This window comes from Syntrophales bacterium (genome assembly GCA_030018935.1).
Lineage (GTDB): Bacteria > Desulfobacterota > Syntrophia > Syntrophales > CG2-30-49-12 > CG2-30-49-12.
In genome coordinates, this window is sequence record JASEGZ010000016.1 from 16925 (window position 1) to 38035 (window position 21111).

Here is a 21111-nt window from a genome sequence, read left to right on the forward strand (position 1 = left end):
TCCAACAAGATTCTTTAAAAACGCTACTCAAGATTAAGTACAATAACGTGGTCCATGCCCGTAAGAATCACATTAAAAAATGGCAGTGTCAAGTAAAAGCGGTTTCTGCCACAGAGCCTTTAAATGGACGATGTCCTCCTCGATAATCCGTCCTCCCCTGATGCCGCTTATCTTTAACAGGCTTTCGGAAAGTACCACCCCGATCTGGCTTACAGTGGTGCAACTTTCCATCATCTCTTCGAAGCGTTCCTTTAAGGCGGGGGAGACCGTGACGACAAATCTGCTCTGGGACTCCGAAAAGAGGAGGATGTCATCCCGGTCGATCCCCTCCGCAGGAACGAGGGCCAGGTCTATCGTCATGCCCAATCCGCCGGCAAAGGCAGTCTCGGCAAGGGCAACACCGAGCCCCCCATCAGAGATGTCATGACAGGAAGCCACAAGCCCCGCCTGGATAGCCCGGCTCAGGGCCTCATACAGCCTCTTAGCCTCTTTCGCCTTGACCTTCGGAACCCGATTCCCGATATAGCCGTGCATCGCGTACCACTCGGAACCACCGAGTTCAGGATAGGTAGTACCAAGGATATAGACGAGATGACCTGACTCCTTGGCATCCATCGTGATGGCCCGTCTCACATCCTCCATCTTTCCGATAACAGAGAACAGGAGGGTGGGAGGGATCGAGATCTTTATCCCTCCGATCTGGTAGTCGTTTTTCATACTGTCTTTCCCCGAGATACAGGGGACACCGTAGGCTGTCGTGTAATCGTAAAGGGCCATGTTCGCCCGGACAAGCTGGGCCAGCTTATACTCGCCGTCGGGCGTCTTTTCCGACTGGATCGGATCACACCAGCAGAAATTATCCAGCCCGGCCATCCGGTCGAGGGCGCCGCCCACGGCGAGGCAGTTTCTTATAGCCTCATCAATGGCACAGGCCACCATGTGATAGGTATCAATATCGCTGTAACGGGGACAGATACCGTTGGCTACCACAATCCCTTCAAAGGAATCGAGAATGGGGCGGATCACCGCAGCATCGGAAGGCCCGTCATTGGCAACACCCACCAGGGGTTTGATCACGCTACCTCCCTGGACCTCGTGGTCGTACTGTCTGACAACAGACTCCTTGCTGCATATATTCAACCGGGAGAGCATATCTTTCAGGGCCTGCCCCATATCCTCCGGCTCTGGAAAATCCGGCTCTTTGTGTTGGGGTGACAACCACTTTGCGTGCAACTGCATCTGGGGAAGCCCTTCATGGAGGAAATTCATCTCCAGATAGGCTACCGTTTTATCCCCATACAGGACATGGAACTTTCCCGCATCGGTATATCTGCCGAGTACGGTAGCCTCCACATCCATCTTCCTGGCCAGTGCAAGAAATGCATTCACCTTGCTCGGGTCTACCGCTAAGGTCATCCTCTCCTGAGATTCGGAGATGAGGATTTCCCAGGGGTTCAAGCCAGCGTACTTCAGGGGTGCCTTTTTCAGGTCCATCTCACAGCCACCGGAGAGGCGGGCCATCTCACCCACCGACGAGGAGAGGCCGCCGGCACCGTTATCGGTAATACAACGATATATCCCCTGATCTCTTGCCACCAGGAGGAAATCGGTCATCTTCTTCTGGGTGATGGGATCACCGATCTGGACAGCGGTCACAGGGGAACCCTCATGCAGTTCTTCCGAAGAAAAGGTCGCCCCGTGGATACCGTCTTTGCCGATCCTGCCGCCGGTCATGACAATCAGATCGCCAGGCAGAACCTCTTTCGTGTGTGTTGGCTCTCCCCGGATACGGGAAGGCATGATCCCCCCTGTTCCACAATAGACAAGGGGTTTTCCCAGATAACGCTCGTCAAAGACAATGCATCCATTGACTGTGGGGATGCCGCTCTTGTTTCCCCCGTGTTCCACCCCTTCTCGAACACCTTCATAGATACGCCGCGGGTGGAGAATCCGCTTCGGCAGGGGTTTTGCATATGTGGGAGGGGCAAAGCAGAAGACATCGGTATTGAAGATCAGTTTTGCCCCCTTTCCCGTACCAAATGGGTCCCTGTTCACACCGACGATCCCGGTAAGGGCGCCGCCGTAGGGATCGAGGGCCGAGGGAGAATTGTGGGTCTCTACCTTGAAGACCAGGTTACGGTCATCATTGAATTTAATGATGCCGGCATTATCGGCAAAGACAGAGAGGCACCAGTCATTGGCGCCCAGACGCTCCCTGATTTCCGTCGTAGCCCTCTTTATATAACTGTCGAAGAGGGAATTAATCCTGATGATTCTGCCATGCTCATCTTTGTAAGTGATGAGACTGTTAAATATCTTGTGTTTACAGTGTTCGGACCAGGTCTGGGCGAGACATTCCAGCTCGGCATCGGTCATTTTCTCACCGAGACCGACTTTTCTCCTCTCCCTCACGATCGCCTCATCTTTCAGGTAATCACGGAGAGCTTTCATTTCCTCGAGATTCAGGGCCAGGACCCTCTCGTTGCTGATCCGTAATAGCGACTGATCGTCCACATCCAGGCCAATCTCTTCCGTCTTCGGCAGGTCAGCGACCACCACTCGTGGCACATAAGGGGTCATCCCCTTCTCCCTATCCCATGTCCTGCCGTTTACAATTTCATAGCGTTCGATGAGTTCATTGGCAAGGAGGGCAGAGGCGATCTTTTCCGCATCAGTCCTGCCGATCGGACCTCTGATCACATACTGCCTGGAGGTATAAACCCCGGCAAGGTGCTCCGATGGCTTTCCCAGGAGAAGTTCTATGGCCTCCCTTGCCGTCTTTCCCACGTTATCTGTGACACCAGGCTTGAAACCTACCTCGATCAACCAGTCAAAACGGTCGGCCAGTCCCATGTTGATGGCAAAATCATGAATAATGGGATCGGAAAGGGGGCCGGTAGCAACCTTTTTCAGCTCCTCCCCGGTGAGTTGGCCGTCAATGGTATAGACCTCGATAGTCTCCACCTCATCAATGTGGATCTGGAGATGCTCAACGATCCTTCTTCTGACCTTTTCACCGAGGGCATCCCTGACACCCTCTTTAAAACCGATTTCTATCCTGTCTGCCATCTGTTCTCCTCTTATTTTATCACCTGTACCCATCTTCATAGCAAAATGCGTACGGCAAAGCAACCTGGTAGAGTACGATCAATAATTTTTGTTGACAATCCGGTAACCTGGGCATAAGAAAAAAATAGGAATCGGGTTTTTGCATCGCACATCCACATCGCAGACTGAAGCCTGTGGTTACATCATATATGAAAAACTTCTTTTATGGAAAGGAGTAACCTCAAAGATGTTTGATTTTAACTTTCATGAAGCCTTAATGGAGTTGGGTAAATTAATCCTCGCCGCTCTAATGGGAGGGGCCATTGGCTTTGAGCGAGAGTCTCACGGCCAGGCCGCTGGTATCCGTACCAATCTATTGGTCTCTCTGGGGGCGTGTCTGATGATGATGCTCTCCCTCCATATGGAAGAACTCTTTCGCCACCTCAATGCTTATACCACTGTGCGTCTCGACCCTGGCCGGATAGCTTCTTACGCCATTGCAAGTATGGGTTTTCTGGGAGCCGGGGCCATCATCAAAGGAAAAGGTTCCGTCAAGGGGCTTACCACTGCCGCTGGTCTCTGGCTGGTGACAGGTATTGGTCTCGCCGTGGGCGCCGGTTATATCTTCCCCGCCCTTTACTGCACGTTGTTGAGCCTTTTGATCCTCTATGCCCTCCGCATAAAGACGTTAGTCCCCCATGATGAATATACAATTCTTATTTTAAAATTCCGGGGGGTGCATCGTCATCTCGAGGAAATTAGAAAGATACTTTCCGCATACCACGAGTTCCACATCCAGTTTGTCAACTTCCAACAGAGTATTCCCTCCCGGACCAGGACCTATCGTTTGCGATTGCTCGGCAGGGAATCCAAGAACTGGGGAGATATTGTGAGAAAATTTCAGGAGCTTCCGGAAATAGAGGAAATCGCCTGGGAGGAGGGCGAGGTCCCGTAAAACAAAGTTGCCGGCAACGGCTCCTAAGCCTTACTCACACCTCTCCGTCCTACTCCTCAATAAGCGTACCCCCAGCCGAATACCTCCTTCAAGATACCCTGCATCTCTCCCAGGGTGGCGTCTGCTTTTGCCGCCTCGATAATGGCAGGCATTAAATCGCCTCCCTGCGGCCAGTTTTCGTCCACCCTCCTGGCCGCATCCCTCAGTCTTTCCAAGGCTGCCTTTGTCCTTGCATTGTTCCGTTGCTCCCTGAATTTCTTTACCCTTTCCACCGCCGTCTCTTCTATCTTTGGATCAATCTTGAATACCGGCACCTTTCGTTCCTCGTCAGAGACGTATTTATTCACTCCCACAACGATCCTCTCACCGTTATCCATCTCCTCGCGCCATTTATAGGCCGATTTTGCCAGCTCATCTTTAAACCAGCCCGTTTCCCAGGCATTAATGTATCCTATCTGGTCTATCTTCTCTATAAGCTTGTTTGCCTCCTCCTCAATCTTACTGGTAAGCCATTCCACATAATAGGAACCGGCCAGGGGGTCGGAGACATTCGGGATGCTGGTTTCGTGAAGGACGACCTGTTGTGTCCTTAAAGCGAGGGTAGCGGCCTCTTCCGTCGGCAATCCCAGCGCCTCGTCGTAGGCTGATGTATGAATGGCATTGGTGCCCGCCAGGATAGCTCCTAATGTGTGAAAGGCCGCACGCACGACATTAACCAGCGGCTGCTGCGCCATGAGAGAACAGCCGGAGGTATGGATGTGCATCCTCACCTGCAGGGATTTCGGGTCATTACATCCGAACCTCTCCCGGTTGGTTTTAGCCCATATTTTCCTTATCGCCCTGATTTTTGCTATCTCTTCAAGAAAATCATTCCCCTGGGCGAACTGGAAACCAAAGCGGGGCAGGAACTCATCGGGGTGAAGACCTGCCCGGATGCATTCTTCCGTAATGGCAATCCCCGTAGCTATGCTGAAGGCGGCTTCCTGAATGGCATTTCCGCCGGCTTCTTCCACAAAATAACCGCATATATTGGTCGTATTCCACCTGGGCATGTTGCTCCGGCAGAACTTTATGAACTCCACCATCAGCTTAAAGGCGCTCTTCGGCGGGAACATGGCATAATCAACAAACGGCGCCTTGTAAAGCCAGTTCATACTGTTGCCGCCCAACTCCTCTCTCGAAAATCCCCTCCTCTCGGCATAGACAATAAACATGGCCAATCCCACCATGGTGGCGCTTCCTATATTCTGCACAATCTGGGTCTTATTTAGAGGGATATCATGAAAGAGCCTCTCCAGATCGTCAATAGTGCTTATGTTGACGCCGCCCCGTCCCACGAGGCCCCTCGCCTCGGGAGAATCCGGGTCAAGGCCCGCCTTGGAAACAAGATCATGGGGGAGATTATACGACTGCGCGCCGAAATACCCTTTCATCCCGGCATCTTTTAACATCTCCATCCTTTCCCTCGTCTGTTCAGGGAGACCGTAACCGAGGCTCATCTGATTTACCCAGGGTTGAAACTGGTACTGGAGGGGGTATATCCCCCGTGTGTAAGGATACTCTCCCGGCGCACCGATCTCGCCGAAGGTGATATGCTCGATATCGGAGGGAGTATAGAAAGGTTTCACCGGGATTCCCGAGGCGGTGGCAGCCTTGAATTTCATGTCTTTATACAGTTTTTGATATTTTTCCTTCCATCGCTCCTGTAATTCCCTGTCCTTTTCGAGAGTGTCTCTGGTAAACATGGGATTCCTCCTTATCTGATTTCTTTTAGAGATCCTTGGCTACGCGGGTTCTTATGTGTTCAACGACCTCGCCGGCGCGTGATCCCGGGCCAAAGACACCGGAAACACCAATTCTTAGGAGTTCAGGCATATCATCTCCGGGTATTATACCGCCGATGATAAGAGGGATGTTGCCCATCCCCTTCTCTTGCAGGGATTTAATCACCTTCCCGCTGATGACGGCATGTCCCCCCACGGAGAAACTGATCCCGATCGCATCAACATCCTCCTGCAGCGCCGAATTTACTATTTCACCGGGACTTCTGTATCTTGTAAAGATGACCTCTATTCCGGCCTCCCTCAATTTCCTCGCGAGATACCTTACCCCGCGATCATGACCGTCCAGTTGAGATTTGGTAAGTAAGACCCTGATCTTTTTCCTGTCATCTGCCTTCATTTTCAACTCCTTTAATTTTTTGTAAGCGTTCGGCTCTCAGTTGTCGGCTTTCAGCCAAAACAGGTTATTACTCGATTGTCTTCCAGGTTTTTCGACGCCGATCCTGGGTGAGCATCGGGAAAGTTGACAAGCTCTGAAAGTTAAACTATACAATAAAATTGAGGGTGTACAAGTAAAATTTTTGCGATAGGGTAAGTTGGACATTCAGTGCTCCCCAGCCTTTTATATATGCCCATGTATATCACCGCAACTCAGAGGAGGGGCTACGATGCCTCCACGTTGACATACTGTTTTTTTCTGATATATTTTACCTATGTTTATTCGCAAAGTCCCCCACACCGATCCAAAGAACGGATCCAGATATTATACGTACAAACTTGTTGAGTCCTTCCGTACAGAACGGGGACCGAGACAACGGGAGATTCTCAATCTCGGAACCGACTTCAACTTGCCTGAAGGGCAGTGGAGAGATCTGGCCAGGCGGGTTCCTGAGATCATCTCCGGTCAGGAGCGCTTATTCGATTGTCCTGAGGAGATTGAAACCCTTGCCAGGGTTTATGCGAGAAGGATTATTCGCCGGAGATCGTCTCTTGTCGGTGAAAAGAATGATTCTTATCATCTCCCTGATTACCAGATGGTTGATGTCAATAGCATCGGGGATGAAGATGTCCGTGAGGTTGGGGCTGAGCATGTGGTCTATGAGACCATCAGGGAACTTGAACTGAACCGAAAGTTTGAGGAATTAGGGTTCAGCAAACCCCGTATGGATGTTGCCATCGGGGTGATTGCCGGCAGATTGATCTATCCGGGTTCGGAAAGGGCCACCCATCTGTGGCTCAAGCATATCAGCGGTATCGATGAGCTTTTGGGGGCAGATTTCAGTACGCTGTCCCAGGATCAGGTCTATAAGGCAGCGGACATGCTTATCAGGTACAAAAGGGCTGTTGAGGAACACCTCTCTGTGAAGGAACGGAGCCTTTTTACCTTAAAAGAAAAGATCGTCCTGTACGATCTGACCAATACCTTTTTCGAGGGTTCCGGCAGATACAACGACAAGGCACGCTTTGGCTGGTCAAAGGAAAAGAGAAACGACTGTCCCCTGGTTACGCTGGGGCTTGTCCTAGATGATGGTGGTTTCCCGAAGAGAAGCCAGATGTTTGAGGGCAATGTGAGTGAGCCAAAGACCATGCAGCGGATGATCCAGGGTCTTTCCTCCAATACCATGTTTAAACCGGTGGTTGTGATGGACGCGGGTATTGCTACAGGAGAGAATATCCGGTGGCTTAAGGATCATCAGTACGACTACCTGGTCGTCCTGCGTGGTAAAAAGAAACCCCTTCCGGAAAACATGGTCACGGTGAAAGAAGATGGAGATCGGATAGTCAAGGCAGCCCTGGTGAGGCATGATGAAACAGGCGAAGTCGAGCTGGTATATCATTCCACAGGAAAACAGGAGAAGGAAAGGGGTCTAAGGAACCTCTTTCAGCAGCGCTTCGAGTTCGAACTCCAAAAGTTACAGGCAGCCCTTTCCAGGAAGAACGGCACCAAACGCTACGAGAAGGTGATAGAGAAGATTGGTCGTCTGAAGGAGAAGTTCAAAATGATCGCCCACAGGTATGACATCGCTATGGAGAAAGACGAGAAGAACAGGGTTACTGCCATCACCTGGCATCAGAAGGAAACGGAAGACACCGATGGCATCTATTGGATCCGCACCAACAGGGAAGATTTCAGAGAGCAACAGATATGGAACATCTTCAACATGCTGACAGATGTTGAAGATGCCTTCCGGTGTATGAAATCGGAGTTAGGGTTAAGACCTGTCCATCACCAGAGAGAACACAGGGTTGATGGGCATCTATTTATTACCGTCCTTGCCTACCATATCCTACACACCATCAGGTTCAAGCTCCGGCAAAAGGGTATCCATGACTCCTGGAAGACCCTTCGTGAAGGTTTGTCCACCCATGTGAGAGTCACAACATTACTAAAGAGACAGGACGGCAGGGTGATCTATATCCGAAAATCATCCCGACCGGAGGCGTATCATAAGAAGATCTATGATGCCTTGAATCTCTCTTATCAAGTGGGCAGACGGATTAAGACTATCGTCTAAAAAATCAATCTGTAGTGTCAAAACGTGGCCCCAATGAACCATAACATGTTGATTTTACACAATTATTTTTTGCAGCCATGAAGTTGGGTTAAAAAAGATTAGGCGGGTAGATGATAATCTTCTGAAGGAAATCGTGAGTTGAATTGTGAATGCTGTCCGCCCGGATAAAATCGTCCTTTTGTTCCTATGGCTGGAGCGGTGAAGCAATGGAGATCATTAACAGGGAATTGGAAGAGATGAAATTCGAACTCATTGATCCGGGTGTAAAAACTCAATTTGTCCCTCATAAAGAGGCTCTAAAGGCGTGCTGTCAGCTTGGCAGGAAGATAGGGAAGCGCCTTGCCGCTTTAGAGGATTGATCCGCAATGTCTGTTTGGCGGCTGGCTGTACAAAGAGAGAAAGGGGTTATAGGAAAGACCATTCAATTACGACTGTTTTAAAGAAAAGGAGGATGTATATGCAACTTAAGGGGAGCAAGACAGAGAAAAATCTGCTGACCGCCTTTGCCGGTGAGTCGCAGGCGCGCAACCGCTACACCTACTTTGCCAGCCAGGCAAAGAAGGAAGGATTTGAGCAGATTGCCTTCATTTTCGAGGAGACGGCCAATCAGGAAAAGGAGCACGCCAAGAGGGTCTTCAAGCTCCTCGAAGGAGGGGATGTGGAGATAACGGCGGCTTTTCCTGCGGGGGTCATAGGAAAAACAGCGGAAAATCTCAAGGCTGCCGCGGCAGGGGAAAACCATGAATGGACGGACATGTACCCCTCATTTGCCAGAGTTGCCCGGGAGGAAGGTTTCAAGGATATCGCCTCGATATTCGAGGCGATTGCTGTGGCCGAAAAGCAACACGAGAAACGCTACCTTGACCTCTTGGCCAATATTAAAGGAGGCACAGTGTTCAAAAAAGCCAAGCCTGTGGTCTGGCGCTGCCGAAATTGCGGCTATCTCCATGAGGGAACTGAGGCACCAGATAAATGTCCCGCCTGTGACCACCCCCAAGCTTACTTCGAACTCCTGGCCGAAAACTGGTAGGAGACACGACATCAAAACACACAAGGAGAAGGGCAATGACAAAGATATTAGAGATTTACAAGTGTGAGATCTGCTTATCTACACCGCTCAATCTTGATCCAGGGTAACTGTTCAGGTAGGCACAGAGGTACAATGCTTAGCTGTTTAATCAGGAAATTAAGCAGCAAATAGGCAAGACAACTTTGTGCCTCTCAAGCCTTTGCCCCTATTAACCTGAGTAGTTACCCTTAATACCAAGGATATTTTGAACGAGGAGAGGGAAAGAAAAACTCTGAAGGGTGAAGAATTTTAAAGAGGGGGGGGAAATATGTCTCATCATGTTGATCTTTCATTTCTGGATACGCCAGAGATTCTGAGTTTTATCTTTTATCCCCGGAGAGATTTTTATGTACCCGGGATAGGTAGCACCCATTTTATTGAGGTCGGGGAAAAAATCGAAATCGGCTGCAGGTTTTATTTAAAGGAAAGAGACTTCCCCTCCCTCCTCTATTTTCATGGTAATGGAGAAACAGTAGGGGATTACGAGTGGGTTGCACCTCTTTTCAACCAACGGGGGATCAATCTTTTTGTGGTTGATTACCGGGGCTATGGATTGAGTAATGGCCATCCGACAATCACCGATTTGATCAGAGATGCCCACCCTATTTTTGCGGGATTTAAAGGAATAATGAAAAGAGAGGGTTGCAGGGAAAACCTTTTCCTGATGGGTCGTTCCCTGGGAAGCGTCCCCGTAATTGAGCTGGCCTACCATTACCAGGATGAGATTAAAGGACTAATTATCGAAAGTGGCGGAGCTAATATCTTCTCTCGGCTCTTTGATCTCTTCGGCATCGAGGTTGAGGAATCTTTAAGGAGTAAATTGGAAGAGGCCTCTAATAAGGCAAAAATTCAACAGGTATACATTCCCACCTTAGTTATCCACGCCGAATTTGACACACTTGTACCCCTTCAGGAGGGTATAGAGCTCTATGAAAATTCTGGAGCTGAGGATAGAGAAATTTTTATTATCCCCGGCGCTGATCATAACAACTTGTGGCAGATTGGCGGAGACCAGTACTACCAGAAAATCGAAGGGTTTGTTAAGGCCCACTGAGGAAAGATCCCCTTCTGGGGAAAGTTACGGGATGACATTTTTATCCAGAAAGGGAAGTTTCACAGGATTAAATCAAAAAGATAATGAAAAACAGGGAAGTTGCTGAATTATTATACAATATTGGAGAGCTTCTTGAACTTAAAGGAGAGAACCCTTTTAAAATCAGGGCCTACAGTAAAGCTGCACGGGCTGTGGAAAATCTGAGCGCAGATATTGAAGAGATACGGGCGAAGAAAGAACTCCAGACAATACAGGGTATAGGAGCCGCAATTGCTAAAAAGATCGATGAATATCTGAGAACGGGAAGGCTTGAATACTATGAGGAACTCAGTAATGAAATACCGCGGGGCCTTAAAGAACTGCTGAAAGTACCAGGGATTGGACCGAAGACTATTCAGATAGTTTATCAGGAGGTAGGCACCACTGATATGGATTCCCTGGAAAAAGCTGCGAAATCCCATAAATTGCAGGGACTTCCGGGGTTCGGAGAAACAAAGGAAGAGAATATAATTAAAGCTATTAAAAGGTACCGGGAGAGAAGCGGCAGAATCCCCCTGGGAAAAGCTTATTCGTTGGTAGAGGAGATCTTCCATTTTTTGCAATATTATCTCACTACGGGGAAATTGGTGCCTGCCGGGAGTATGAGACGAGGTAAAGATACGGTGGGAGACATAGATCTTCTGGCCATCCATGATAATCCTTTCGGTTTAATAAATGCCTTTGTAAGTATGCCGCCGGTAGCACAGGTGCTGGGAAAGGGAACAACGAAAGCTTCTATTGTCACAAAAGAGGGGGTACAGGTGGACTTGAGAATACTCGAAGCAAGATCGTTCGGCACATCCATTCAGTATTTTACCGGTTCAAAGGAACATAACGTTAAATTAAGAAACCTCGCCCAGCAGAGGGGTTACAAGCTAAGTGAATATGAACTTGAAGATGTGAACTCCGGTGAGAAAATCTATTGTCTTGAAGAAGAGGAGCTCTATCGCCGTCTTGGTCTTCAGTACATCCCTCCAGAACTCAGGGAGGATACCGGAGAGATAGAGGCCGCATCGCAAGAATCACTTCCTGATCTTTTATCGCTTCAGGATTTAAGAGGGGATCTCCATGTCCACACCAACTGGAGCGATGGGAAAGACTCCATGGAAGATATGACAAAAGCTGCAAAAAATAGGGGATACAGTTACATCGGCATCACCGACCATTCAAAGTCATTGGGCATAGCGAGAGGGCTATCGGAAGAGCGGCTCCTCAAACAAATTGATGAAATTCACGAATTGAATGATAAACTAGACGGTTTTACGGTATTTGCTGGGATCGAGGTGGATATAAGGGCCGACGCTACTCTCGATTTCCCGGATAAGATCCTTGAAAACTGTGACTTTGTAGTAGCGGCGGTGCATTCGGCTCAGCAGCAGGATGAACGTACCATGACAGGCCGTATAATAAAGGCTATGGAAAACCCCAATGTGGACATCCTGGCCCATCCGTCAGGCAGGTTGATAGGAGAACGGGAACCGTACCTGGTAGATATGGAGGCGGTTCTTGAGGCCGCCAGACGTACGGGAACGATACTTGAGATCAATGCATTTCCTGCTCGCCTGGATCTGATTGATGTGTATGTCCGCAGGGCTAAAGATACGGGTATCAGGATTGCCATCGGTACCGATGCGCATTCGTCCGAACAGTTAGACCTTATGAGGTTCGGAGTTACAGTGGCACGACGGGGCTGGCTTGAGAAAAAAGATGTCATTAACACCCTTGAGGTGGATAAACTGCAATTCAAGCAATCATAATGGGCAAAAAGGAAGCCATGGGGCAGCTTATTGAGCTTATTGAAAGGTGGGGAGGCAGATTTTCTGCCGACCTCGGTATTGACTTGGAATCAGGCAATGCGGAGGAGGTATTTAAATGGTTTCTCGCTTCGATTCTTTTCGGCGCAAGGATCAACCGAGAACATATTCCTCCGAGAACTCAGAGAAATATGGAGCAAGGCTGACCCCCTACCATCCCCTCTAGTGGTAGAAGCCGCCCGGAACCTGGGACTTACTGGATTTAAGGAAAAGGAGGATGCGGAAGGGAGAAGGAAAATACTGATTGATCTTAAACGGATTTGGAAAAAGGAAAAACTCCCCTATCGTTTTTCCGACTTCGAAGCTGCCCTGGTCAAATTCGGGATTGAGCAGCGGTGAAAGAGGCACAGATAGCCCTCGGCAACAAGCTTCCCTCTTATACCCTGTCTTTATAAATAGAGATAAACCGCTTGAGAGAACGATCAAAAGTCTTTTCAACTTCGGGAGGGAAAACGCATGCCGGCAATTGTTTCATCTTCCAGTGGTATGATAAACACTCACAGCACTTTCCCTTTCTATCGCATGTCTTATAAGTGCAATTGCATCGTTCTAAGTTAGCTTTTAGATTCTGGCATTCCATCTCTTACTCCCTTTATATAGAGGTAATTGCAAAAGTTTTGAAATTAAAATGTAGCCGCAAACTTTAGTTTGCGTGTTTTCTTTGTTTTCAATATGTTACAAAACGCAGGCTAAAGCCTGCGGCTACCAGAATTGGACTTTTGCAAGAGTCTCTATAGTGAAAGTCATAAATAAGTTGACATAAATCAAACTCTAAATTCTAATATCTAAATCCTAAACAAATCCAAAATTCGAATGACTAAAATGTTTGGAACATTTGAATTTAGGGTTTCGGATTGCTGAACGCTTACCAAATTTTTATGGCATGTGGTTATTGATGAACTTGACTCCCCTCGCTATGTAATTTAATCCGGAGATAATGGTAAACAGGGCTGTAAGCCAATACAGAAGCATAACCCACTTATAATCAAAGCTTCCCGGAAGGCACTTAAATGAAAGGGCAAAAAATACTGTAAGGATCTGCAAAACTGTTGTAACCTTACTGACAAAAGCCGGACGAATTTCAAAAGAGATCGCCATCATAGAGAGAATAGAAACACCGAGCAGAATAATAAAATCTCTGCTGATGACGATGACTGTAAGCCAGCCGGGAATGATATCCATGATAGATAGAGCCAAAAAGCAACTTACAAGCAGGGCCTTATCCGCTATCGGATCGAGATACGAACCGATGATGGTTCGCTGATTTAATACACGGGCCAGAAATCCATCGAGGGCATCTGTTATTCCCGAGACGGTAATAAAAATAAGGGCTTTTAAAAAGGATCCCTGGATGAGAAAGATAACCACTACCGGTACAAGAATTATCCTCAAAAGCGACAAAAAATTGGGTATGTTCATGGATCAATTATTCTGACACATAATGGTAATGCGCATTTAATATTCCACATTTACCACCATAAACTCAACCCTGCGCCTTATTGTTGTCTGGCCTGGTTGTCTCTCAACCTGTTCCAGTCAACCCACTCGTCCCGGTCTTCCGCTTCGGTAAAGTCTCGTGGTTTCTCCGCCGTCCCATCTCCCCTGATTACGATCTGTTGCATCGCCTTGATGATAAATGTCCACTCCTCCATGCTGACCTTTGTAGGCCCGGGAATCCGCTTTGGTCCAGCAATTTTCTCTGGAGGGCCAACCTTCTTCGGGGGTTCTAATATCTTCCCACCACCACTTACATAGACCGTCCCATCATAGACCCTGACCAGTGCTGATTTATTTTCATTGACGTTCATGCGATAAATGGTCCCCCTGACACCAGCCACGGCATTCTCGCAGGACAGTGCAAAACTACTATTTCCTCTGAAGACACCGCTCACGTTAGCCCATGTCCTGCCGACGGCCACATGAATCTTAACGTTTTTCGGTTTTGACTCATCACCGTAGTCAATCTGAAAAATTTTAAACCGGGAATCGTCTGCGAAACGAACATAGGAATTGTCGGGCAGTACAAGCTCCAGTCTCGACTCAGACCCGGTACTGACCTCATCACCTCCACGAAGCGCATCTTTAACCTTCAGGGGACGCCATTGTTTTTCCCCTTCCGGAAGGACCTGTACCGACCCGGCAAGGAAGTTCACCTTTGCTTCACCCTTTCCGATCCTCAATGTCATTACTCTTTTCGCTTCCGCCTGATGCGCACCAACTAAAACACAAACCGAGAGAAATGAAAAAACAAAAAAGATTATCTTCTTCATCTCGCGCCTCCACCATTCAGACAGGACATTAACTTACAAAATAAACCAAATTTTTGCATACTTGAATTTTTGTAACGCTATCCCAGGGAATCAGGACCATCAGGAAGGGTTTTCAGGGCCCTGTCCACAATTTCCTGAATCGCCGGTTCGTATACCTGGCATGACTTCATTTCAAGGTCTTTCCGGGAAAAACCATAATTCCTTCTGACAGTTCGATACCGTGCCTGCCAGAGCGTTTCGCCAGTTTCTGCACTCCGCAGTTCAAAGTTAACAGAGATGACAGTAGAGGCCCAAACATAGGAATAAGAAGTCCTGCACTCATTCAGGGTGCAATACATCACAGCATCTATATTCAGCAGCTCACCCACGACCTTCGGAGAGACGTTTCCTCTTTTAGAGCCACTATTTTTTTTATGGACTTTAGAGAGTTTTTCTTCAATCACATCAAAGGGGATCTTTGGATAACCCTTAAAATACAGTTCGCAGAGGACCTTTTCTCGCAGCATCTGGCCTGCCCTTTCATTGCCTGCTTTATTATCCACAGACAATACGGCGACGAGCCTGGTACCCGTTTTACTATAGTTAGGAATGACCATGTGAGGTATTTTCGATCCACATCCTGCCCAAAAAGACAACGCTGACAACAATAAAAACAGTCGTACAAATTTGCACACTATCACTGAATTCCCTGACTTGAAGGAGTTACTTCGCTACAATTTTCATCAGACCATCTCTTCCTATCCCTGTACTATCTTCCATAATCATCGTCTTTTTTCAATTTCTCAATCTCTTCCCTTATTACCCGTTCAGCTATCTCCGGTATGATCTCCCGGGCAATCTTTTCCGCAATGTGAGAAACCCTTTCCACAATCTCCTCATTCAAACCCGAATAAAGGGAAGTTACCCCGGATCCCTCCTCCACAACATCCACGAGGTCAAATATCTTATCACCTGATCTTAATAATCGCCCACCTATGATCCTGCCTTTATCCCCGTCACTACCAATATCTCTGCCACGCACCTCATCAGCAGGTATCGTAATATCTGCACTAGTATTTTCCACCTTTCTCTCACTCATATCTATGAGGTTATTCCCATCAATGGGAGGCAAAGTTTTCTACCCTCAGGCCGGGAATTTCCAAAATTTGGTGATGCGCAGCAGAGTTATCACACCTCTATAAACAGTTCAAGGAAATATTGGTTCTTTACCTTTAGCTTTAACCACCTCCCGGTATACCCTCTTTCTTGACACTCCCATTTCGAAGACGATCGTATCTATGATGTCACGCTGTGTGAGATCTGTATTCTCATGCAGTTGCTTGAATCGGGCGCGGATCTCGTCATCGGAACATGGCGACTTTTCCTTTCCTGCGATGAGCAGCGTCACTTCTCCCTTGACAACTCTATCCTGCAATAAGCTGATTACTTCACCAACACGACCTCGCAATATTTCCTCAAAGACCTTGGTCAACTCCCTCGAGACGACGATTTTCCTGTCTCCCATAATCTCTTCCACATCGCGCAGTGTTGACAGCAATCTTTTGGGAGACTCATAAAAGACCAGAGTCCTCGTCTCATCCCTCAGGGACATGAGAAATTGCCTTCGTTTGACAGGTCTTGAAGGCAAAAACCCGTCGAACACAAAACTATTCATTGGCAAGCCGGAGACACTCAGCGCGGTGATAACGGCCGACACACCGGGAATGGGAACAACCCTGATGGCGTTCACAAGCGCCTGATTGATCAATACATATCCCGGGTCTGATATCCCTGGTGTCCCTGCATCTGACACATAGGCCACATCCATTCCCTCATTCATTTTAGAAATTAAAAAACTGCTTTTTCTGCCTTCATTTTGATCGTAAAGGCTGGTCAGGGGGGTATGGATTTCATGGGCATGCAAAAGCTTTTTAGTCCTCCGGGTATCCTCAGCGGCTATAAGTTGGACTTCCCTGAGAATCCTTATTGCCCGCAGGGTAATGTCCTCCAGGTTCCCGATGGGGGTCGCCACCACATACAAGGTACCTTTCCGTGGAGCCTTATCTGTTGCCTGCATAAGCTCACCTCAGAGACCGCATGACCACCTGTCCAGGGGAACTACGATTTTTATTGACATATAGATATTTTTTATATTTAAATTCTGTAACAGAAATGCAAAAAAATTACTACAAAAACAAATACCCTTGTCTTCTGTCATAGCGAGAGAGAGCTTTGCGAGACTGAAAATTGGCTTCAGAAAGGGTGAATTCACAGATTCAGCGTAGCTAATGCAAGATTTTTTCGCAACCATTCTTTGCGAAGCGAAACGTCCACAAAGGCAAATGTTTGAGTGCGCAGCGCGAGTTGTTGCCTTTGCAGTGGAGTAAGCGTTAGAATGGTCGAAAAAAGATTTTGAACCATTTCGAAGACAATTTTCAAAGGTCTCGCAAGAACAATGATGAAACGAATTCTCATCACCTCTAACATCTGGAGCAGTGAGCTTTCCAAGCTGGTTGCAAATGCCTTCCTGGCACAGAGAATATCTTCCATCAATGCCATCTCCGCCCTCTGTGAGAAGACAGATGCCGACATCACCGAGGTAGCCAGGATAGTGGGAATGGACAGCCGGCTGGGTAATAAATTCTTAAACGCCAGTGTCGGTTTCGGCGGTTCCTGTTTTAAAAAGGATATCTTGAACCTTGTCTACCTTTGCAGGCATTACGGTCTTAACGAGGTTGCCGATTACTGGGAGGGCGTTGTTAAGATCAACCAATACCAGCAGGACCGCTTCATCTCGAACATGTTAAGCGCCATGTTCAACACCTTAACCGGAAAGAAAGTATGCCTTCTTGGTTTTGCCTTCAAAGCCAATACCGGTGATACGAGGGAAAGCCCCGCTATTTTCATTGCCAGGAGACTACTGGAAGAACAGGCAGAGATCGTTATTTCTGATCCGAAGGCCCTGAAAAATGCCAGAACTGATCTGGAGGAAATTGCCGGAAAGGTCAGTTATATCGAAGATCCACACGAGGCGGCCCGAGGTTGTCATGCCATCGCGGCACTTACAGAATGGGATATCTACCGGGATCTCGATTTTCAGAAGATCTACGACAATATGGCCAAACCGGCTTTCATCTTTGACGGCAGGAATATCCTTGACCATAAAAGATTATTTGAAATAGGCTTCAACGTTTATCCTATCGGCAAACCTGCATTGACTCATTTTTAGTAACTACTCAGGTGGATAGACTGAAGGTGGAAGACTGTTAGGACACTTCAGTCTCCAGCCTAAATACCTGAGTAGTTACCATTTTTAGAAGATTGGACAGGAAGGTAAGCCAGCCCTGTACGAAACTGACGCCTTCCCCCTGGAAGGGGGGGTAGATAAATCTTTCTGGTGTTCCCCTGCTGATGAAAAGAGAAGTATATGGATACCTTTGACACCACTATCATTGGTGCCGGTGTGGTCGGCCTGGCGATTGCGGAGGAAATTTCTACCGCGTTTCGCCATGTTTTACTCGTGGAAAAAAACGCTACTTACGGCCAGGAAACGAGCAGCCGCAACAGTGAGGTCATCCACGCAGGCATCCACTATCCTGCCGGGTTCCTGAAGTCAACTCTCTGTGTCCAGGGAAACCGTTTGCTTTATGAAATCTGTAAGAAACGAAATATCCAGCATAAGAGGCTCGGAAAACTGATCGTCGCTACCAGTGATAATGAATGCGATGCCTTGGGGAAAATCAAGGAGCAAGCGGAAGAAAATGGTGTTGACGACCTCACCTTCCTGGGGAAAAGGCAGATCCAGACCCTGGAGCCGGAGGTGAGAGCAAAGGCTGCCCTCTTTTCCCCATCTACCGGTATCATTGACACCCATGGCCTGATGCGTTCCCTCTATCTCGGGGCAGAAAATAATGGGACCATTGTAGCTTTTCGCTCGGAAGTAACGGCCGTCCACTTTGACGGTAATGTGTACAACATAGAAATTAATGAAGGGGAATACCGTTTTCAGACTAAAGTCCTGATCAACAGCGCCGGTCTTTATGCCGACAGGATTGCCGCGCTTGCCGGAATTGACAATGACCGGAAGGGATACCGTTTAAGATACTGTAAGGGAAATTACTTCTCCCTCTCTCCATCACCGAAACTTCACCACCTGATCTACCCCATTCCTGCAGGGAACAACGAAAACCTTGGCATTCACGCCACAGTGGACCTCGGAGGCCGTGTCCGCTTTGGCCCGGATAGCCAGTATGTCAATGCCCTCGAATACTCTGTTGATGAATCCAGAAAGACACTGTTTTATCAGTCCATGAGAAAATATTTGCCTGGCATCAGGATGAAGTCTCTCAGCCCTGAAATGAGTGGCATCCGACCAAAGCTACAGGGACCCTGTGATCCTTGCAGAGATTTTATCATTACGGATGAAAGAGAGGCAGGATTTCCCGGCCTGATCAACCTCATTGGCATCGAATCCCCCGGTTTGACGTCCTGCATTCCCATCGCCAGGCACGTTTCCTCCCTGGTTCGGTCATACTTCTAAAAATGTGAAAGGTAGGATAATATTCAAAAAAATAAGGGGTCAACCGCTTTTGGCTAACCCCACGATTTCCCTGGTGGAGCTGAGGGGGATCGAACCCCTGACCTCATGACTGCCAGTCATGCGCTCTCCCATCTGAGCTACAACCCCATTTTCAATTTTAATAATACATACGGTCTCATTACCTGTCAATACATTTTTCTTGACATATTTTTCTTGACATATTTTTCTTGACAATCAGCAGCCCTCCTAATATTTTCCAAATGGATGCCGGAGTGGTGAAACTGGTAGACGCAGGGGACTCAAAATCCCCCGGGCCTTGCGCCCATCCCGGTTCGACCCCGGGCTCCGGCACCAGGAATAAAGGGGGTAACCCGTTTAAGGAGAAGCTAAAATGAGTGCAAATTTAGAAAAGTTGAATGACCTGAGAGAACGCAAGGGCAAAATCATGCAAATGGGCGGTAACGAACGGATAGCAGCCCAGCATAAAATGGGCAAGTTAACCGTTCGGGAAAGGATAGAAAAACTTCTCGACCCGGACAGCTTTAATGAGATAGACGCTCTGGCCAAGCATCGCTGTATCCAATTCGGCATGGCGGGAAAGGAAATCCCCGCCGACGCCGTAATCGTCGGTTACGGAACAGTAAAGGGACGTACTGTTTTCGTTGGTGGAGAGGATTTTACCACCTCTGCGGGAACCTACGGGGAGGTACATGGCCATAAGCTGTGTAAAATACTTGACATGGCATTTACCGCCGGGGTCCCCTTTATTCAAATGATAGATTCAGGCGGAGCGAGGCTCCAGGAGGGGCAGGATTCCAGTGAGTGGTATGCCCAGTTATTTCGCCGCCACACCCTGTATAACGGGGTAATCCCCCAGATCTCCCTCTTGATGGGTCACTGCGGCGGAGGGGCCGCCTACGGTCCCGCCTTGACAGACTTCATCATTATGGTTAAAGGAACCGCCTTCATGTACATGGGGGGACCGGCATTCGTGAAGACGATGTTAGGATACGATGCCATTGCTGAGGACCTGGGTGGAACCTCTGTTCATGGACCAATAACAGGACTGGCAGATATCATAGCGGAAAACGATGAGCATGCTTTAGAATTAGCAAGGGAATTATTGGATTATCTGCCCTCAAACAACAGGGGAAACCCTCCCCTTGTCACTCCCACCGATGTCCCCCACCGCAGGAATGAAAATATCCTAAATATACTCCCCGAGGCTTCAAGGATCCCCTTCGACATGAAAAAGATAATCGCCGAGGTGGTAGATGATGGATATCTATTCGAGATCAAAGCCCAGTTTGCCCGGAACATGATTACCGGCTTTGCCCGGTTAAACGGGCGTGCGGTGGGAATAGTGGCCAACCAATCGTTGGTGAAAGGTGGTGTTATTGATGTGGATGCTTCCGATAAGCTGGCAAGGTTTGTCAGAATATGCGATTCTTTTAATGTTCCCCTCATCCAGTTTCAGGACTCTCCCGCAGTGATGATCGGCAAGGCCGAGGAATTGAAGGGTATAATAAGACACGGTTCGAAGATGCTTTATTCCTATACTGAAGCCACGGTACCCAAGATCACTCTCGTAGTGCGGAATTCTTATGCCGGCGCCCAGTTATCCATGTGCAACAAACCTATCGGGGCCGATATCATGTTTGCCTGGCCAACCGCCGAGATAGCCCTGGTAGGGCCGGAAACGGCAGCCAGTGTAATCTTTGCCAAAGAGATCGCCTCCGCAGAAAACCCCGGAGAGGTAAGGCAAAGCAGAATAGCGGAATATACTAAATTCTACGTAAATCCTTTTGTAGCTGCAGAAAGGGGATATATTGATGATGTCATCGAGCCTGAGGAAACCAGGATGAAATTGATTGCCGCCCTGGAGGTGTTGAAGAATAAGAAACAGGATAGACCATACAAAAAGCACGGGAACCTTCAGATGTGATCACCAGGCACCGAGAATTTATCTGCCAAAGAAATTTATCTTTTTCATGTCAAGAGTAAATAGAATTGTCCGCTTTTGTAGCAAATGAATTGTCCGCTTTT

The 21111-nt window shown here is 48.1% G+C and carries 19 protein-coding genes and 2 tRNA genes; 12 read left to right on the forward strand and 9 right to left on the reverse strand.

Features of this window, described 5'->3' with window-relative positions; all coding sequences use genetic code 11:
* Positions 1-72 precede the first annotated feature (72 nt).
* Positions 73-3069 carry an AIR synthase-related protein gene (locus tag QMD03_04645; protein MDI6776521.1) on the reverse strand — a complete coding sequence of 999 codons (2997 nt, stop codon included), beginning with the start codon at positions 3067-3069 and terminating at the stop codon, positions 73-75.
* Between the two features lie 226 nt (positions 3070-3295).
* Here QMD03_04645 and QMD03_04650 point away from each other — a divergent pair, with 226 nt between their 5' ends.
* The gene (locus tag QMD03_04650; protein ID MDI6776522.1) at positions 3296-4003 is read left to right on the forward strand and encodes an MgtC/SapB family protein; all 708 of its coding nucleotides are present in this window, start codon (positions 3296-3298) and stop codon (positions 4001-4003) included.
* Between the two features lie 56 nt (positions 4004-4059).
* Here the strand turns inward: QMD03_04650 and QMD03_04655 are convergent, their stop codons facing one another.
* Positions 4060-5748: a methylmalonyl-CoA mutase family protein gene (locus tag QMD03_04655; GenBank protein ID MDI6776523.1), complete on the reverse strand. Its 1689-nt coding sequence runs from the start codon at positions 5746-5748 to the stop codon at positions 4060-4062.
* 25 nt (positions 5749-5773) lie between these two features.
* Positions 5774-6184, reverse strand: a complete 411-nt coding sequence (locus tag QMD03_04660; GenBank protein ID MDI6776524.1) for a cobalamin-dependent protein — start codon at positions 6182-6184, stop codon at positions 5774-5776.
* 313 nt (positions 6185-6497) lie between these two features.
* Between QMD03_04660 and QMD03_04665 the strand changes: the two genes are divergently transcribed.
* The 7 genes from QMD03_04665 (at position 6498) to QMD03_04695 (ending at position 12615) form a co-directional block, all read left to right on the forward strand.
* Complete coding sequence (locus tag QMD03_04665) at positions 6498-8300, forward strand: IS1634 family transposase (GenBank protein MDI6776525.1); 1803 nt, start codon at positions 6498-6500, stop codon at positions 8298-8300.
* Between the two features lie 206 nt (positions 8301-8506).
* On the forward strand, positions 8507-8659 hold the full coding sequence (locus tag QMD03_04670; GenBank protein MDI6776526.1) for a hypothetical protein: 153 nt from the start codon (positions 8507-8509) through the stop codon (positions 8657-8659).
* A 98-nt stretch (positions 8660-8757) separates the two neighbouring features.
* On the forward strand, positions 8758-9330 hold the full coding sequence (locus tag QMD03_04675) for a rubrerythrin family protein (GenBank protein MDI6776527.1): 573 nt from the start codon (positions 8758-8760) through the stop codon (positions 9328-9330).
* Between the two features lie 307 nt (positions 9331-9637).
* Positions 9638-10423, forward strand: coding sequence for an alpha/beta hydrolase (locus tag QMD03_04680; protein MDI6776528.1), 786 nt, complete (start codon positions 9638-9640; stop codon positions 10421-10423).
* 83 nt (positions 10424-10506) lie between these two features.
* Entirely contained in the window at positions 10507-12219 is a 1713-nt protein-coding gene (polX, locus tag QMD03_04685; GenBank protein ID MDI6776529.1) for a DNA polymerase/3'-5' exonuclease PolX, read from the forward strand.
* The gene (locus tag QMD03_04690; GenBank protein MDI6776530.1) at positions 12219-12422 is read left to right on the forward strand and encodes a hypothetical protein; all 204 of its coding nucleotides are present in this window, start codon (positions 12219-12221) and stop codon (positions 12420-12422) included. The genes polX and QMD03_04690 overlap by 1 nt, the downstream gene beginning before the upstream one ends.
* Positions 12423-12441: 19 nt before the next feature.
* Positions 12442-12615, forward strand: a complete 174-nt coding sequence (locus QMD03_04695; GenBank protein MDI6776531.1) for a hypothetical protein — start codon at positions 12442-12444, stop codon at positions 12613-12615.
* 537 nt (positions 12616-13152) lie between these two features.
* Here the strand turns inward: QMD03_04695 and QMD03_04700 are convergent.
* The 5 genes from QMD03_04700 to rsmI form a co-directional block, all read right to left on the reverse strand.
* Positions 13153-13695, reverse strand: coding sequence for a CDP-alcohol phosphatidyltransferase family protein (locus tag QMD03_04700; protein ID MDI6776532.1), 543 nt, complete (start codon positions 13693-13695; stop codon positions 13153-13155).
* A 77-nt stretch (positions 13696-13772) separates the two neighbouring features.
* Positions 13773-14546, reverse strand: a complete 774-nt coding sequence (locus QMD03_04705) for a FecR family protein (protein ID MDI6776533.1) — start codon at positions 14544-14546, stop codon at positions 13773-13775.
* A 77-nt stretch (positions 14547-14623) separates the two neighbouring features.
* Positions 14624-15142 carry a DUF799 family lipoprotein gene (locus tag QMD03_04710; GenBank protein MDI6776534.1) on the reverse strand — a complete coding sequence of 173 codons (519 nt, stop codon included), beginning with the start codon at positions 15140-15142 and terminating at the stop codon, positions 14624-14626.
* A 152-nt stretch (positions 15143-15294) separates the two neighbouring features.
* Entirely contained in the window at positions 15295-15657 is a 363-nt protein-coding gene (locus QMD03_04715; GenBank protein ID MDI6776535.1) for a hypothetical protein, read from the reverse strand.
* 75 nt (positions 15658-15732) lie between these two features.
* Positions 15733-16602: a 16S rRNA (cytidine(1402)-2'-O)-methyltransferase gene (rsmI, locus tag QMD03_04720; GenBank protein MDI6776536.1), complete on the reverse strand. Its 870-nt coding sequence runs from the start codon at positions 16600-16602 to the stop codon at positions 15733-15735.
* Between the two features lie 378 nt (positions 16603-16980).
* Between rsmI and QMD03_04725 the strand changes: the two genes are divergently transcribed.
* Together QMD03_04725 and QMD03_04730 are read left to right on the forward strand one after the other, a co-directional pair.
* On the forward strand, positions 16981-17754 hold the full coding sequence (locus QMD03_04725; GenBank protein ID MDI6776537.1) for a UDP binding domain-containing protein: 774 nt from the start codon (positions 16981-16983) through the stop codon (positions 17752-17754).
* 198 nt (positions 17755-17952) lie between these two features.
* Positions 17953-19065 (forward strand): NAD(P)/FAD-dependent oxidoreductase, encoded by a 1113-nt coding sequence (locus QMD03_04730; protein MDI6776538.1) that lies wholly within the window; start codon positions 17953-17955, stop codon positions 19063-19065.
* A 71-nt stretch (positions 19066-19136) separates the two neighbouring features.
* Here the strand turns inward: QMD03_04730 and QMD03_04735 are convergent.
* Positions 19137-19212 (reverse strand) — tRNA-Ala (locus tag QMD03_04735).
* 119 nt (positions 19213-19331) lie between these two features.
* Here QMD03_04735 and QMD03_04740 point away from each other — a divergent pair.
* Together QMD03_04740 and QMD03_04745 are read left to right on the forward strand one after the other, a co-directional pair.
* Positions 19332-19419: transfer RNA gene (locus QMD03_04740), tRNA-Leu, on the forward strand.
* A 37-nt stretch (positions 19420-19456) separates the two neighbouring features.
* On the forward strand, positions 19457-21010 hold the full coding sequence (locus tag QMD03_04745) for an acyl-CoA carboxylase subunit beta (GenBank protein MDI6776539.1): 1554 nt from the start codon (positions 19457-19459) through the stop codon (positions 21008-21010).
* Positions 21011-21111: the final 101 nt, after the last annotated feature.

What these genes read in the sequence shown, in the direction of transcription:
- QMD03_04745 (MDI6776539.1), top strand. Translation starts at nt 19,457, where the DNA reads ATGAGTGCAAATTTAGAAAAGTTGAATGACCTGAGAGAACGCAAGGGC.
- QMD03_04660 (MDI6776524.1), bottom strand. Translation starts at nt 6,184, where the DNA reads ATGAAGGCAGATGACAGGAAAAAGATCAGGGTCTTACTTACCAAATCT.
- QMD03_04710 (MDI6776534.1), bottom strand. Translation starts at nt 15,142, where the DNA reads ATGGTCATTCCTAACTATAGTAAAACGGGTACCAGGCTCGTCGCCGTA.
- QMD03_04645 (MDI6776521.1), bottom strand. Translation starts at nt 3,069, where the DNA reads ATGGCAGACAGGATAGAAATCGGTTTTAAAGAGGGTGTCAGGGATGCC.
- QMD03_04680 (MDI6776528.1), top strand. Translation starts at nt 9,638, where the DNA reads ATGTCTCATCATGTTGATCTTTCATTTCTGGATACGCCAGAGATTCTG.
- rsmI (MDI6776536.1), bottom strand. Translation starts at nt 16,602, where the DNA reads ATGCAGGCAACAGATAAGGCTCCACGGAAAGGTACCTTGTATGTGGTG.
- QMD03_04675 (MDI6776527.1), top strand. Translation starts at nt 8,758, where the DNA reads ATGCAACTTAAGGGGAGCAAGACAGAGAAAAATCTGCTGACCGCCTTT.
- QMD03_04730 (MDI6776538.1), top strand. Translation starts at nt 17,953, where the DNA reads ATGGATACCTTTGACACCACTATCATTGGTGCCGGTGTGGTCGGCCTG.
- polX (MDI6776529.1), top strand. Translation starts at nt 10,507, where the DNA reads ATGAAAAACAGGGAAGTTGCTGAATTATTATACAATATTGGAGAGCTT.
- QMD03_04690 (MDI6776530.1), top strand. Translation starts at nt 12,219, where the DNA reads ATGGGCAAAAAGGAAGCCATGGGGCAGCTTATTGAGCTTATTGAAAGG.
- QMD03_04655 (MDI6776523.1), bottom strand. Translation starts at nt 5,748, where the DNA reads ATGTTTACCAGAGACACTCTCGAAAAGGACAGGGAATTACAGGAGCGA.
- QMD03_04670 (MDI6776526.1), top strand. Translation starts at nt 8,507, where the DNA reads ATGGAGATCATTAACAGGGAATTGGAAGAGATGAAATTCGAACTCATT.
- QMD03_04725 (MDI6776537.1), top strand. Translation starts at nt 16,981, where the DNA reads ATGATGAAACGAATTCTCATCACCTCTAACATCTGGAGCAGTGAGCTT.
- QMD03_04650 (MDI6776522.1), top strand. Translation starts at nt 3,296, where the DNA reads ATGTTTGATTTTAACTTTCATGAAGCCTTAATGGAGTTGGGTAAATTA.
- QMD03_04705 (MDI6776533.1), bottom strand. Translation starts at nt 14,546, where the DNA reads ATGAAGAAGATAATCTTTTTTGTTTTTTCATTTCTCTCGGTTTGTGTT.
- QMD03_04665 (MDI6776525.1), top strand. Translation starts at nt 6,498, where the DNA reads ATGTTTATTCGCAAAGTCCCCCACACCGATCCAAAGAACGGATCCAGA.
- QMD03_04700 (MDI6776532.1), bottom strand. Translation starts at nt 13,695, where the DNA reads ATGAACATACCCAATTTTTTGTCGCTTTTGAGGATAATTCTTGTACCG.